The organism is Rhodococcus sp. BP-241, assembly GCF_019836145.1.
Lineage (GTDB): Bacteria > Actinomycetota > Actinomycetes > Mycobacteriales > Mycobacteriaceae > Rhodococcoides.
Map to the genome: position 1 here is coordinate 586,632 of NZ_JABUEI010000002.1, position 13,993 is coordinate 600,624.

12 protein-coding genes are annotated in these 13,993 nt (G+C 69.7%); 5 read left to right on the forward strand and 7 right to left on the reverse strand.

The window, feature by feature from the left end; translation table 11 throughout:
* Positions 1 to 57 precede the first annotated feature (57 nt).
* The gene (locus HQ308_RS05995; protein WP_027504944.1) at positions 58 to 861 is read right to left on the reverse strand and encodes an ABC transporter permease; all 804 of its coding nucleotides are present in this window, start codon (positions 859 to 861) and stop codon (positions 58 to 60) included.
* Positions 858 to 1,865 carry a daunorubicin resistance protein DrrA family ABC transporter ATP-binding protein gene (locus HQ308_RS06000; RefSeq protein WP_027504945.1) on the reverse strand — a complete coding sequence of 336 codons (1,008 nt, stop codon included), beginning with the start codon at positions 1,863 to 1,865 and terminating at the stop codon, positions 858 to 860. Before HQ308_RS06000 ends, HQ308_RS05995 begins: the two co-directional genes overlap by 4 nt.
* A gap of 189 nt (positions 1,866 to 2,054) precedes the next feature.
* Here HQ308_RS06000 and HQ308_RS06005 point away from each other — a divergent pair, with 189 nt between their 5' ends.
* A complete protein-coding gene (locus HQ308_RS06005; protein ID WP_308115689.1) occupies positions 2,055 to 3,236 on the forward strand; it encodes an FAD-dependent oxidoreductase in 1,182 nt (393 codons plus the stop codon).
* A gap of 42 nt (positions 3,237 to 3,278) precedes the next feature.
* Here the strand turns inward: HQ308_RS06005 and malQ are convergent, their stop codons facing one another.
* Positions 3,279 to 5,378 (reverse strand): 4-alpha-glucanotransferase, encoded by a 2,100-nt coding sequence (gene malQ / locus HQ308_RS06010; protein ID WP_222645895.1) that lies wholly within the window; start codon positions 5,376 to 5,378, stop codon positions 3,279 to 3,281.
* Positions 5,379 to 5,487: 109 nt separating this feature from the next.
* On the opposite strand from malQ, the gene HQ308_RS06015 reads away from it, so the two are divergent.
* The 4 genes from HQ308_RS06015 (at position 5,488) to HQ308_RS06025 (ending at position 8,962) form a co-directional block, all read left to right on the forward strand.
* A complete protein-coding gene (locus HQ308_RS06015) occupies positions 5,488 to 6,588 on the forward strand; it encodes a hypothetical protein (RefSeq protein WP_222645896.1) in 1,101 nt (366 codons plus the stop codon).
* Positions 6,589 to 6,694: 106 nt separating this feature from the next.
* Entirely contained in the window at positions 6,695 to 8,083 is a 1,389-nt protein-coding gene (locus tag HQ308_RS06020; RefSeq protein ID WP_051613185.1) for an OFA family MFS transporter, read from the forward strand.
* Positions 8,080 to 8,205 carry a hypothetical protein gene (locus HQ308_RS22480; protein WP_261770158.1) on the forward strand — a complete coding sequence of 42 codons (126 nt, stop codon included), beginning with the start codon at positions 8,080 to 8,082 and terminating at the stop codon, positions 8,203 to 8,205. Before HQ308_RS06020 ends, HQ308_RS22480 begins: the two co-directional genes overlap by 4 nt.
* Positions 8,198 to 8,962 (forward strand): DUF2071 domain-containing protein, encoded by a 765-nt coding sequence (locus HQ308_RS06025; protein WP_308115690.1) that lies wholly within the window; start codon positions 8,198 to 8,200, stop codon positions 8,960 to 8,962. Before HQ308_RS22480 ends, HQ308_RS06025 begins: the two co-directional genes overlap by 8 nt.
* Here HQ308_RS06025 and HQ308_RS06030 read toward each other — a convergent pair.
* The 4 genes from HQ308_RS06030 to HQ308_RS22485 form a co-directional block, all read right to left on the reverse strand.
* Positions 8,959 to 10,182 (reverse strand): SfnB family sulfur acquisition oxidoreductase, encoded by a 1,224-nt coding sequence (locus HQ308_RS06030; protein WP_222645897.1) that lies wholly within the window; start codon positions 10,180 to 10,182, stop codon positions 8,959 to 8,961. The two genes, HQ308_RS06025 and HQ308_RS06030, sit on opposite strands and share 4 nt — an antisense overlap.
* The gene (locus tag HQ308_RS06035) at positions 10,179 to 11,360 is read right to left on the reverse strand and encodes an LLM class flavin-dependent oxidoreductase (RefSeq protein ID WP_027504950.1); all 1,182 of its coding nucleotides are present in this window, start codon (positions 11,358 to 11,360) and stop codon (positions 10,179 to 10,181) included. Before HQ308_RS06035 ends, HQ308_RS06030 begins: the two co-directional genes overlap by 4 nt.
* A gap of 65 nt (positions 11,361 to 11,425) precedes the next feature.
* Positions 11,426 to 12,571 carry an alkaline phosphatase family protein gene (locus tag HQ308_RS06040; RefSeq protein WP_307091894.1) on the reverse strand — a complete coding sequence of 382 codons (1,146 nt, stop codon included), beginning with the start codon at positions 12,569 to 12,571 and terminating at the stop codon, positions 11,426 to 11,428.
* A 31-nt stretch (positions 12,572 to 12,602) separates the two neighbouring features.
* Positions 12,603 to 13,976: a YbjN domain-containing protein gene (locus HQ308_RS22485; RefSeq protein ID WP_261775756.1), complete on the reverse strand. Its 1,374-nt coding sequence runs from the start codon at positions 13,974 to 13,976 to the stop codon at positions 12,603 to 12,605.
* Positions 13,977 to 13,993 lie beyond the last annotated feature (17 nt).

The window sequence follows — 13,993 nt, forward strand, 5'->3', positions numbered from 1 at the left end:
CAGGCTGTGAACGCGAGGTGCGGCCGCCCCGGCTCAGGACGTCGACGGCTCAGGACGTCAGCGGCTCACCGCCTTGGTGTAGCGGTGGATGGCGAACGGTACGAAGACGATCAGGATGAGGATCGACCAGCCCACCGTCGCGAGCACGGGGTGTTGGAGTGGCCACGCGTCCGGAGGCGGCATCGTCGGGTTCGTGTTCCCGAACAGCACCCGGCTCGCCTGCGTGATGGCGGAGACAGGATTCCACTCGGCGATGGGTTGCAGGATCCCGGGCAGATCCTGACTCTGCACGAACGTGTTGGCGATGAACGTCAGCGGGAAGATGACGATGAAGCTGGCGTTGTTGAACACCTCGGGCGTCCGGATCCACAGACCGATCACCGCCATCACCCAGGACAGTGCGTAGGCGAAGAGCAGCAGCAGCCCGAATCCTGCCGCGGCCTCCCAGAACGACGACCGGATGCGCCAGCCGACCAGCAGACCGGTCAGAGACATCACGACCAGGCTGATGACGTTGATGACGATGTCGCTGCTGGTCCGTCCGACGAGCACCGCGGACGGAGCCATGGGCAGGGAGCGGAAGCGGTCGATGATGCCCTTCTGCATGTCCTCGGCGAGCCCGAGGCCGGTCCACGTGGACCCGAAGATGACGGTCTGCGCGAAGATGCCGGCGATGAGGAACTCGCGGTAGGACATGCCGGGGATCTCGATGGCCGATCCGAAGATGTACGCGAAGACCAGGACGAACATGATCGGTGACAGCAGTGTGAAGACGATGAGGTCGGGGACGCGCTTGATCTTGATGAGGTTGCGTCGGGCGATGGTCGCGCCGTCGCTCAGCGCCGTGGTGGGTGAGTTCATCGGGCCGTCTCCTGTCCGCTGGGCTGCTGATCGGCCGCGTCGGGCCGGGTCGACGTCTGGCCGGTGAGAGTGAGGAAGACGTCGTCGAGGCTGGGCTTGCCCAGCGAGGCGTCGGCAGGGGTGACGCCGTTCTCGCGGAGCAGGACCAGCGCGTCGACGAACGTGGTGGTCCCGTCGTCCGCACCGACCGTGAGCCGCCGGGACGCGGCATCGGAGGTGACCTGACCCGGTGCGAAACGCTCCATGACGCCCTGCGCCGTCGTCAGATCGCCGTCCGTGTCGAAGGCGAACTCCAGCCTGGCTCCGCCCACTCGCGACTTCAGTTCGTCGGCGGTGCCGCGCTCGATGACGCGACCACGATCGATCACCGCGATCTCGTCGGCCAGCTGGTCCGCTTCCTCGAGGTACTGGGTGGTGAGGAGCAGGGTCGTCCCGCCCTGCACCAGTTCCTCGATCACCGACCACAGCTCGAGGCGGGCGCGAGGATCGAGCCCGGTGGTGGGCTCGTCGAGGAAGAGGACCGGTGGATCGGCGACGAGGGCGCCCGCCAGGTCCAGGCGTCGGCGCATCCCACCCGAGTAGCCCTTGACCGGCCGGTCGGCCGCCTCGACGAGGTCGAACCGTTCGAGCAGTTCACGTGCCCGATCACGGCTGCGCTTCTTCCCGAGGTGGTACAGCCGGCCGACCATGTCGAGGTTCTCGAAGCCCGTCAGATACTCGTCCACCGCGGAGTACTGCCCCGAGACGCCGATGCGTGAGCGGAGTTCCGCCGCGTCGGCGACGACGTCGAGGCCCGCCACCCGTGCGGTGCCGGCGTCGGCCCGCAGCAGTGTGGTGAGCACGCGGATGGTGGTGGTCTTCCCGGCTCCGTTGGGCCCGAGCAGTGCCATGACCGTGCCCTCGGGCACCTCGAGATCGAGACCGTCGAGTGCGTCGACGCCCCCGTACCGTTTGACGAGGCCGACCGCGCTGATGGCGGTGGCACCCGAACTGCGTGAGGCCATGAGACTTCCCTTCCGGACGTGACACGACGATGCGCCCGTCCGATGTGACTCGGCCGAGCGTCGGAACTCATCACAGCACGCAGGTACGACACGGTCGGGTTTCCGCGGAGCCCGCATCGGCTACTCCCTGTGCAGGTGACGCGCGGCCCGACTCGGTCGGCGCGCACGGCTCATGAAGAGGGGTACAACGTGTCCGAGTACGACTACGTCATCGTCGGCGGAGGAATGGTGGCCGACAACGCCGCCAAGGGGATCCGCGAGCACGACGAGAACGGCACCATCCTCGTCGTCGGCTCCGACGTCGACGGTCCCTACACCCGCCCCGCGCTGAGCAAGAAGCTGTGGACCGACGCGGAGTTCACCACCGACGAGGTGCCGTTGGGCACCGAGGAGACGGGTGCGACGCTGGTGCTGTCGACGACGGTCACGTCGATCGATCGCGACGCCCGCACGGTGACCACCGACAAGGGGGACACCCACCACTACGGATCGCTGTTGCTGGCGACCGGGGCGACCCCGACGACGCTGGACCTGCGTCCGTCCGAGCGGGTCGTCTACTTCCGCACCTTCGCGGACTACCGGCGCCTGCGGGCGCTGGCGACGGAGGGCACCCACATCGTCGTGGTGGGCGGTGGTTACATCGGCACCGAGATCGCCGCGGCGCTCGCGCAGAACAAGGTCACCGTCACCCTGGTGAGCAGTGACGACGTGGTGGGCGGCCACATGTTCCCCGCGGACCTCGCGTCGGTGTTCCAGCAGGACTTCGAGGATCACGGCGTCACGGTCCGCACGGGTGTGAAGGTCGACTCCGGTGCGCAGCAGGGCAATGCGGTGTCGCTGACCCTCAGCGACGGTTCCACGATCGATGCCGACGCGGTGGTCTTCGGGCTCGGCGTGACGCCGAACACCGACCTCGCGGAGAAGTCGGGGCTCGACGTCGACAACGGCATCGTGGTCGACGAGTTCCTGCGCACGGCGGACGAGCACGTCTACGCCGCGGGCGACGTCGCCAACTACCCCGACGCGATCCTGGGCCGTCGTCGCATCGAGCACGTGGACAACGCCAACAGCATGGGAAAGACGGTCGGCAAGATCATGGCCGGCTCCACCGAGCCGTACACGTACACGCCGTACTTCTACTCCGACGTGTTCGACAACGGTTACCAGGCGGTGGGCACGATGAGCACCGACCTCAGGACGGTCGAGGACTGGAAGACGCCAGGCAAGGAGGGTGTCGTGTACTACCTCGACGACGACTCCGTGCTCCGCGGTGTGCTGATGTGGAACGTGTGGGAAGGACTCGACACCGCGCGCGAGATGCTGAAGAGCGGCGAGAAGCGCGACGACAAGTCCCTGCTCGGCGCGATCTGACGACCACCCGTCACCCCGCCGCGTCGGCGGGGTGAGGGCGTCTCAGTACTGCACCAACGGGTCCGCGCGCCGCAGGTCCTCCACCGAGACCGCGCGGCCCGCGGCGTCGGCGAGGGGAACGCGCCAGTTCCGATACTGGGTCTCGTCGGTTCCCGGCTGGTTCTGGATGCGGTGCTCGCCGACCATGTCCACCAGTGCCACTCCGATCAGCAGGGACGGGCTGCGCTGGATCAGCCGGTACAGCGCCGCGACCGTCTCCCCGGTGGACGCACCGTCCGCGAGCAGGCCACGCTCGCGCGCGAGGTCCAGTACGGACTCACGCTGTTTCTCGTCCTGCGCACGCTCCTCGTCGACGGCTCTCTCGAGGAGGCCGAGCCGCGATCGCAGATCGATGTGCTCACCCGCCAGGTACCCGGCGGTGGGCGGCAGGTCGTGGGTGGTCACCGAGGTCAGGCACAGCTCGCGGTACTTCTCCGGGGCGATGGGGCCGTCGTCGTCCCGCTCGAACCACAGGATGGACGTGCCCAGCACGCCCCGCTCGGCCAGGTAGTCCTGAACGACGGGTTCGAAGACGCCGAGGTCCTCACCGATGACCACGGCGCCGGCCAGTTCCGCCTCGAGCGCGAGGATGCCGATGAGCGCCTCGTGGTCGTACGTGACATAGGTGCCGCCCGCGGGAGTCTCGGCATCGGTGGGGATCCACCAGAGCCGGAACAGTCCGAGGATGTGGTCGACCCGCAGCCCGCCCGCGTGCTTGAGCACGGTGCGCAGCATGTCGCGATACGGTGCGTACCCGAGTTCGGCCAGCCGGTCGGGCCGCCAGGGTGGCTGGTTCCACTGCTGCCCTTGCTGATTGAAGTCGTCCGGGGGAGCGCCGACGGTCACGCCCTCGGCCAGTGCGGAACCCAGGGACCAGGCGTCGGCACCCGAGAGCTGCACTCCCACAGCCAGATCGTGCACGACACCGATGGCCATTCCGGCCCGGTGCGCGGTGGCCTGGGCCTCGGCCAGTTGCTCGTCGCAGATCCACTGGAGCCAGCTGTGGAACTCGATGCGATGCGCGAGTTTCGCCTGCTGCCGCTGGACCCACGGCGTGCCGGGGGCGGCGGCCTTCGTCTGCCATCGCGTGTCGTCCGGCGACAGCTTCTCCGTCAGTGCGCACCACGTGGCGAAGTTGTGCAGGCCCACGCCCTCCGCGGCGCGGAACTCGTCGAACGCGGCCTGGCGGGACGCGCTCCGCGGAACGAGGAAGATCGCTTCGAGCGCACGGAGTTTCGCGCGCAGAGACTTGTCCCTGTCCAGATCGTCCGTGCGACCGTCGGCGCGGTGCAGTCGGCGTGCGGTGTCGCGGATGCGGGCATACCTGTCGCGCGGCAGCATCGCTGTCTCACGGATGTTCTCGACGCGGATGTAGAGCGGATTGAAGAATCGACGGGTGGTCGGCAGATAGGGCGAGGCCTCGATCGGTGGCCGCGGCGCCGCGGCGTGCAAAGGATTGACCAGGACGTAGTCCGCTCCGTGCTCGCCGCCCAGGATCGCCGCCATGTCGGCCAGATCGGCCAGATCGCCGATGCCCCACGACTGTGCGGACCGGATGGAGTAGAGCTGCGCCAGCACGCCCCATCGTTGACGATCGGACAGTGCCTCGGCGGTGGACAGACGGGCCGGCGTGACGACCAGCGTGCACGACGCCTCGAGACCGTCGTCCCCCTCCGCGCGCAGCGTGTGCCATCCGAGCGGGAGATCGACCGGGACGGCGAACGTGGCTCGGCCGACGAGGGCGCCGTCGATCTCGCGGGGGTCGACCCAGACGTCCTGCTGAGCCGCCTCGCGCGTGCCGCCGTCCTCGAGCTCGACGGTGACCGTCACGGACGTCCCGTGCGGCACGTGGACGGGAACGTGGTGGTCCTTGCCGGACGTGACCACGACGACCGCCGGCACGGTGCGCCGCCAGGGTGCCTCGTCGTGATCGACGATCGCGGTCTCGATGTCGTCGTCGCTGTCGACGGGCACGTCGAGCGCCGTCAGGACCGAGCGGAGGGTGGATTCACCGACGTCGCGGCGGGCCTTGTCCCACCCCTCGTACGACGTGGCGACGCCGTGGAGCCCGGCGAGGTGGCGTAGTCGTTCCATGTTCGTCACGCTTCGATGGTAGTGCCGCGCGGGGGTGGCCGCGGACGTGAGAACCGTGTCCCGACTCGATCTGGAACACTGGTGGCACCTGCAGAATCGGTGGGGGAGGTGGAGAACGGTGACGAGTGACCCCGCGGACATGCGTGCCCGTCGAGCGGACACCGTGCGGACCATCGCCGAGTCGACGCGCATCGAGTCGGACCGGTCCGGACGCGCTCACGAGCCGCTGTCCGACCGCGCCGCGCTGCTCGTCGCACTGGGTCGTCTCGACGAGGAGACGCGCGGAATCGCGCTCGCGCGCCTGCGCGCCGGCCGGAAGTTCCCCGCACTGGGCGGATTCGGCACCCTGCGGCTGATCACGGAGGAGCTGCACTGGATCGACGGTCGCACGGCCGTACTGCGCACCGGGCCCACGCGCCTGGCTCTGCTGCAACGGCACGTGCTGCTCGAACGTCGACTGGGGTCGTACCGCACGCGGTTCGTGATGAGTTCCGGTCACTACGCGTCGGGGGTCCGCGCGATCCGCCGGGAGCGGCGCGAGGGCATCCACCTCGACGTCGACCAGCGCACCGCCCTCTTCGAGGCGTTGCGGCACACGCCGACTCCGCTCGGTGTCGGACCGGGTCCACTCTCGCGAGCCCGAGGGATCCTCGGCGGCGCCGCGGCGGAGCGCCTCGACACGCTGCACGCGCGGGGCGCCGACGTCGTCCGCACCCTCGCGGGCACGGACGCGGATCGGTTCGCCGATCGCTACGACACCCTGCTGTTCCTCGCCGGGATGTACCACGACCGGATCCTCTCCTCGCGGATCTGGCGCTCGGACCTGTTCGCGGTGGCCCGGGCGCAGCTCGACCCGGGAACCGAACTGGTGCAGATCGCGGTGGACGTGGTCGCACTCGCCCAGTTGGACGCGGAACTCACCGCGGCCTTCGAGGCGCAGGGGGACACGGTGGACGAGGAGGGTCGACGCGAGGTGCTCGTGCGCCGAGCCGATCTCATCCCGGTGTGGGATCAGGTGATCGACCGGGTCGCAGCGTTGTCACGCGTGGTCGACGAGATCGCGGTGGCGGAGATCGAGCACCGGAGCCTGGACGCCGTGCAGCGCACCGTGGGCCTCGACCAGCGCATCGACGATCTCATCTCCCGGTCCGGTACGCGGGAGATCTCGGCCGACAACACCCATTCGGTGTCCGATCAGATCTCGCGGGACACGCTCTGACGTGCGCCCGTGCCTTCGTCCTGTTTGGAACGAGTCGGATCGGTGAAAGCACGGTAGTACGCGGTCGACCTCTGAGCGCGTGACCCGCGCCGGAAGGACGACCTCCATGCCAGCAGTACTCGAACGCGCCCGTATCGTCGCGCCACCGGGATGGAGCCGCTGGCTCATTCCGCCGGCCGCCCTCGCGATTCATCTCGCGATCGGCCAGGCCTACGCGTGGAGCGTGTTCAAGGCCGCCATCTCCTCCGACACCGCCATGGGACTGAGCGGGACGATGACCGCGATCCCGTTCCAGCTGGCCATCGTCATGCTCGGCCTCTCCGCAGCCGTGCTCGGGACGAAGGTGGAGACGCACGGTCCGCGGTGGGCCATGACGATGTCGCTCCTCTTCTTCTGCTCCGGGCTGCTCATCTCCGCCCTCGGCATGAGCCTCGACCAGTTCTGGTTGGTGATCGTCGGATACGGACTCGTCGGCGGCATCGGCCTCGGCATCGGGTACATCTCCCCGGTCTCCACGCTGATCAAGTGGTTCCCCGATCGCCCGGGCATGGCGACGGGTATCGCGATCATGGGATTCGGCGGCGGCGCCCTGGTTGCCTCGCCCCTGACCACCAAACTCCTGTCCGCGTACGGCGGCAACACCGATGCCTCGATCGCCACGACGTTCCTCACGCTCGGCCTCGGCTACGCCGTCTTCATGGCGCTCGGCGTCGTGCTGATCCGGGTTCCCGCCGACGACTGGAAGCCGGCCGGGTGGACGCCACCGCAGACCCCGGCGGGTCAGCACACCGCACGCGTGTCCGCGGCGAACGCCGTCAAGACCCCGCAGTTCTGGTTGCTGTGGATCGTGTTGTGCTTCAACGTCACCGCCGGCATCGGTATCCTCGAGCGCGCCGCGGGCATCTACACCGACTTCTTTCCCGACCCCACCGCCCCGGAATCCGTGGTGGCAGCGGCCGCGGGCTTCGTCGCGTTCCTCTCGCTGACGAACATGCTCGGCCGGTTCGTGTGGTCGTCGGTGTCCGACCTGGTGGGTCGCAAGAACATCTATCGTCTCTACCTCGGTGTGGGTGCGCTTCTCTACCTGTACATCTCGCTCTTCACGAACACGAACAAGGTCTTGTTCCTCGTCAGCGCGATGGTGATCCTGTCGTTCTACGGTGCAGGCTTCGCCACGGCGCCCGCCTACCTGCGTGACCTGTTCGGTACCTATCAGGTCGGTGCCATCCACGGACGACTGTTGACGGCCTGGTCGGTCGCGGGCGTGCTCGGACCACTGATCGTCAACGCGATCGCCGACCTCGGCGAGGAGGGAACCACCGGACGGTACGTTCCCGCGTTCGTGACGATGATCGTCCTGCTCTCCATCGGCTTCGTCGCGAACGAACTGATCAAGCCCGTGGATCCGAAGTACTCGGAGCCGGACCCGGAGGCGACGACGCCGGGCACTGCGACCGACGAGGGTACGAACGACAAGAACGAGGCGACGGTATGAGCGAGACGAAGCAGGGCGCGCGTGTGCCCGTCGTGGTGGTGTCCTGGCTGTGGGTCGGGGTTCCCTTCGCCTGGGGTGTCTACGAGCTGATCCTCAAGGCCAAGAACCTCTTCGGTGCGTGATCGGAGCGTCGATCTCTGGCCTCGCCCGCCTGTGCTGCCGCGCCCCGTGATCATGGACCAGCGGTGGGAACGCCTCGTGTTCCTGCACTGGCGTGTCGCCCCGGACGTCGTCGCGCCGTTGCTGCCTCGCGGCATCGTCCCCGACACGATGGACGGGTACACCTATGTCGGACTGATCGGCTTCGAGATGGTGGGGGCCGGGTTGGGGTACGGCCGACCGGTACCGCGACTCGGAACCTTCGGCGAGATCAACGTGCGGCTCTACAGCCGCGACGGTGACGATCGCCGAGGGGTCGTGTTCCGTTCTCTCGACGCCACCCGTGCCGCAGTGGTGCTGGCCACGAACGCGGCGGGGGTGCCGTATCGCTGGTCGCACATCGACATCGTCGACGACGGTGATCCTCGGAACCGGGTCGTCGGCTACCGCTCTCGGCGACTGGCACCGCCGCACCGTGGTGCGACGACCGACTTCACCGTGTCCCCCGGCGACACCGACATGTCCGACGATCCGCTGTCGGTGTTCCTCACCGCTCGGTGGGGGATGCACACGTCCGTCGCGAGCCGACCCGTCTTCGTCCCCAACACCCACCGCCGGTGGCCGCTGCGCGCGGCGACCCTGGTGCGCTGCGACGACCAGCTCATGGCCGCGGCGGGCGTGGGGGACCTGGCCGCCCGTCCGCCGGACTCCGTGCTGTACTCCGACGGAGTCCGGACGCAGTTCGGCCGTCCCTACGCCGCGACACCGGTGCGCGACTAGATCAGTCCGTGGCGCGGCGGGTGCGCCCCAGTGAGCGCGTACCGGCCGACGTGCTGAGTCTTCCATCGCACAGGGTCGTGGAGCGTGTGGGTCCTCGCGTCGCGCCACAGCCTGTCCAGCCGTAGAGAGGCTGCGGCACTGCGAGTTCCGCCCGCGTCGAACAGTGCCGTGGTGGCGTCGAGGGACGCACGCGCCGAGGCGACCTTGGCCGCTGCCGTCGCGATGGAGGCCGCGGCGGCGCTGTCCGGTGTGAGCTCGCGCTCGGCCACGTCGATCGCCTCGCCGGCCTCGCGCACGAGCGCCTCGGCCCCGCGCACCCCGATCTCCACTTCGCCGAACTGCTGCAGCAGCAACGGATCCCGGTCGGCCGTCGCCACGTCGGCGTCCACCGGAGGGCGAGCGACGACCACGACCTCGCGAGCGGTGTCGACGGCGGCGCGGGCGATGCCGGCATCGATGGCGGCGTGCAGCAGCTGAGCGCGCGCCCCGTAGGTGGTCGCGCCGTCGAAGAGGGCGGAGTACGGGACGAGGGAGTCGGCAGGCACCACGACGTCCGTCAGGGTCACGGTGCCGCTGGCCGTCGTGCGCTGTCCGAGCCCGTCCCAGTCGTCCTCGACGAGCACTCCGGGCGCGTCCGCCGGGATGTAGGCCAGCACCTTCCGGCTCTGATCACCCTGCTCGCCGGGGCCCGCCTGCACGCCGCGGACCACCAACCAGTGTGCGAAGAGCGCGCCCGTCGAGTAGTACTTGGTGCCGTTCAGCGACGAGGTGCCGTCCGGACGGGACGTCACCGTGGTCCGGTCGACCGCGATGGAGGGTGTGCCGCGCTCGCTCTGGGCGTTGGCGAAGCGGCGACCGGCGAGGGCCTCGGCGAAGAAGCGTCGCTGTTGCTCCGTCGATCCCTGTCGCCGCAGCGCGTCGAGGAAGGTCATGTGGCTCTGCGGTATCTGCGCGATGCTGGCGTCCCCGCGAGCGAGCGAGAGGAACACCGAGGCGAGGGTGCGCGCCGAGACCGGCCTGCCGCCGAACTCCGCGGGCACGGTGATGCCCAGCAGCCCCGACGCGGACAGCAGGTCCAGTTCCGGGCCGGGCAGCCGTCGATCGCGGTCACGTTCGATCGCGGACGGGGCGATCTTCGCCCCGAGCGCGGCGGCGACGGCCAGCGCAGCGTCGTCGTCGAGCACCGGCGGCAGGGTCTTCGGGCCGGGTTCGGTGGTCATCGGGCGGGGAGGAACGGGGTGTGGCCCGTGGCGCGTGCCGCGGCGCCGCCGGAGAACAGTCCGCGGCTGCGCAGCTGGGGGATGACACCCTCGCCGAACCAGTACAGCTCCTCGAGGTGTGGATAACCGGAGAGAACGAACTCGTCGATGCCGACGGCCGCGTACTCCGCGATGCGATCGGCCACCTCGGTGTGGCTCCCGACGAGGGCCGTTCCGGCTCCGCCGCGCACCAGGCCGACACCGGCCCACAGGTTGGGGGAGATCTCGAGTGCGCGCGGGTCCTTCCAGGACCCGGTCCTGCGGCTCTCCTCGTGCAGGGCGAGCATCGCGCGCTGGCCCACCGACTCGCTCCGCGCCAGGTTGGACTGCGCCGTCGCGACGGCGTCCTCGCCGAGCGCCTCGACGAGCGCGCCAGCCTGCTTCCAGGCCTCCTCGGACGTGTCGCGGGTGATCACATGCAGGCGGATGCCGAAGCGCACGGTGCGTCCGCGCTCGGCCGCGAGTCCGCGGATCCACTCGATCTTCTTCGCCACGGCCGTGGTCGGCTCACCCCACGTGAGATAGACGTCGGAGTGGTCCGCCGCCACCGGGCCCGCAGCGGGAGAGGAGCCGCCGAAGTACAGCGGAGGCGTGGGGTCGGGGAGGAACGGCAGCGACGCGTCCTCGACCTGGATGTGCGTGCCCTGGTGCGTCACCGACTCGCCGCGCCAGAGGCCGCGGACGATGGTGAGGAACTCGTCCGTGCGGGCGTACCGCTCGTCCTTGGACAGGTGATCGCCGTACTGACGCTGCTCGTGAGCCTCGCCCCCGGTGACGACGTTGAGCAGGAGTCGGCCGGGCGCATGGTTGCTGAACGTCGCCGACATCTGCGCCGCGAGGGTCGGGCTGATCAGACCCGGTCGGAAGGCGATGAGGAACGCGAGCTTCTCGGTCTCGCGGGCGAGCATCGCCGTGGTGAGCCACGCGTCCTCGCACCACGCGCCGGCCGGGGTGAGTGCACCGGTGAAGCCGAACTCCTCGGCCGCGCGGCCGATGGACGACAGGTACCCGATGCTCGCGCGACGATCTCCGCCTGCGGCGCCGACTCGCGTGCCGTGTCCGCCGCCGACGATCGACCTGCTGTCGCCGTAGGTGGGAAGGAACCAGTGCAGGGCGAGAGAAGAGTTGTCGAGGGTCACTCGTCCCACCGTAGGACCGTCGCGGCGCCCCGCGAAGCGTTGGAATCAGGGCGATTCTCGGCGTGTCAGCCCCGTGCCACGAGGAGAGGAACGGTCATCTCGACGTCGGTCAGGGAGCCGTGATGGCCGGGCAGCGCCGACTGGTTCGGTTCGGCCCCGCGGCGGATCAGGGCGCCGTCGCCGAGAGCCAGAGCCAGGACGTCACCGATGCACGCCGCGACGTCGGGGCGCACCGACGGCCCGAACCAGCCCCGGGAGACCGCATCGTCGCGGCCCACCACCAGGTGGTCCGGACCCAGGGTCTCCCGCCAGGCATCGAGCACCGTGGCAGCGGCGCCGGCGTCGGCGAAGACGTGGCGCGCGCGGGGTTCGCCGCAGATCATCCGGACGTCGGCGGTGAGCGCGGGCGTCGCGTCGATGTCCACGCGGGTGCCGATCTGCACCATCCCGTGATCGGCGGTGACGATCAGCGCTGCGTCGGAGGGCAACTCGCCGAGAATGCCGGCGACGATGGTGTCGACCTGAGTCAGCTCGTGGCGCCACGCGTCGGAGTCCGGCCCGCGCACGTGGCCGGTGAGGTCGAGTTCGGACCAGTACGAGTAGACGAGGGACCGCCGGCCGCGCCGCAGCGCGCGCGAGGTCTCGGCGACGAGGTCGCCCGCGGACACCGACGCGGAGAAGTCCCCGCCGCGCAGCACGGCGCGGGTGAGCCCGGACTCGCGCTGGTAGGACGGCGCGATGCGAGTGACGGACACCCCGTCCGCCGCGGCGCGCTCGAACACGGTGTCGCGAGGTTGGAACTGTTCAGGAACGAGCTCGGCGAGCAGATCGACGCGGGGTCCCTGACCGTGCAGACGCCAGTGCAGCGGATTCATCGGACGGTCGAAGCCGGGCACGGCGGTGAGGTAGCCGACGATGCCGTGCTCACCGGGCGTGCGTCCGGTGCCCAGTGACGCCAACGACGTCGCGGTGGTGGACGGGAACGTGGCGGTGACGACCCGCTCGGTGAGCGAGGAGAGTGTCGGCGCTGCCGAGGCGTGCGCCGCCAACTGTCGAGCTCCGAGGCCGTCGACCAGCAATACGCAGACCCGCCGGACCCCGGACAACCCCAGCCCGACGGTGTCGGACTCACCGGGGACGCCGAGTGCGCCGAGCACCGACGGCAGAAGATCGGACAGGCTGTCGCCGCCGTAGCGCGGAGTGGTCACCACACATCGAAGGCTATCGGCAGCACCCTTCTCGTCAGTCGAAGAGGCTGTCACCGGTTCCGCCGGCGAGGTCGGTCCCGAACAGGTCGAGCTGGGAGCCGGACGACCGCGTCGGTCCGTCGACGCGGTCGGCGGCCAGACGCCGGTGCGCGGAGGTGAGGAGCGCGGAGGTGGTGCGCCAGACCCGCGCATCGAGACCGGCCGACGCGGCGACTCGCGGATCGGTGTCGTCGAGCGTGCGATCGAGGGCGGAGAGCTCGCACTCGCGTGCCACGTCCAGGAAGCGGACGACGCGCGTGCGATCGTGTCCGCACGCGTTCAGCACCTCCTCGACGTCGATGTCGGCGCCGCGCTCCCACACCGCCTCGGCGATCGTGCGCAGTGCCTCGGGAATCACCGGACCGCCGTGCTCGTCCGTCCCGTCACCCGCGTCGTACTCGGGCGTCGGTTCACCGAACGCGTCGAGGTAGGGCCGCGCCCCGAGCCCGGCCCGGAGATGCTCGGCGGCCTCGCCGGCGAACTTCTCCATGACGGCCAGCATGTCGGCCACGTGCTGCGGGACGAACGGCACCACCGTGACGTCGATGGTGGCGACGATGCGATCCTCGTCCAGCAGCACCTTGACGTGCGGCCACCGGCGATTGACGTCGTTGACGACCGACAGTGCTCGCGCCTCGTCGGTGACGCCGGCCGCGAGCGGCGCGAGGATCTGTACGAACGGCGCCTCCGGGGTGGGGCACAGGTAGAGCCAGGCCGGCCCGAGACGGAACGGGTAGTCGCCGTCCTCGTCGGGGTGCGGCACGAACCCGAGGATGTGCAGGAGCGTCTGCTCGATGATCTCGAGACGGGCATCGGGACCGGACGTGCGGACCGGCCGCAGCGGGTCGAACGGGACAGGGTCGGACGGCGGCGCGTCCTCGGGGTCCGTGGACGACGCGCCGAACCGGTCCTCGATCACGGGGCCGCACAGGTCGCCGTCCAGCTCGAGGAACGACGGATGCGGGACACCCCACACCGAGTGCAGGACGCGGACAGCGGCGTCGGCGAGTTGGTCGGCGTAGCGCCGCGGGCGATCGACGAACCAGTTCACCGGCTCGTCATCGCGGCGAGCGGTGTGCGGGAGCGACGGCGGCGGCGCGAACCCGAACTGCTCCAGCAGTGCGCGCCCCTCGGACGTCCACCGGCGGTGCTCGGCGAGGTACTCGTCCGCCAGCACCTCGCACCGGACCGTCTCGTCGTCCCATCCGTAGAACTGCAGGCACGGCGGAACCGGATCGGAGTCGGCGTGCGGGCACGCGAGCACCAGAGAGTGTCCCGCCGGCATCCCGTCGAGGTGATCGGCGAGCAGGGTGCGGAACCGGCTCCAGGCGGCCTCGGGCGAGAGGTCGACACTGTTCAGGTCGTTCATGGGGCGACCGTAACGCG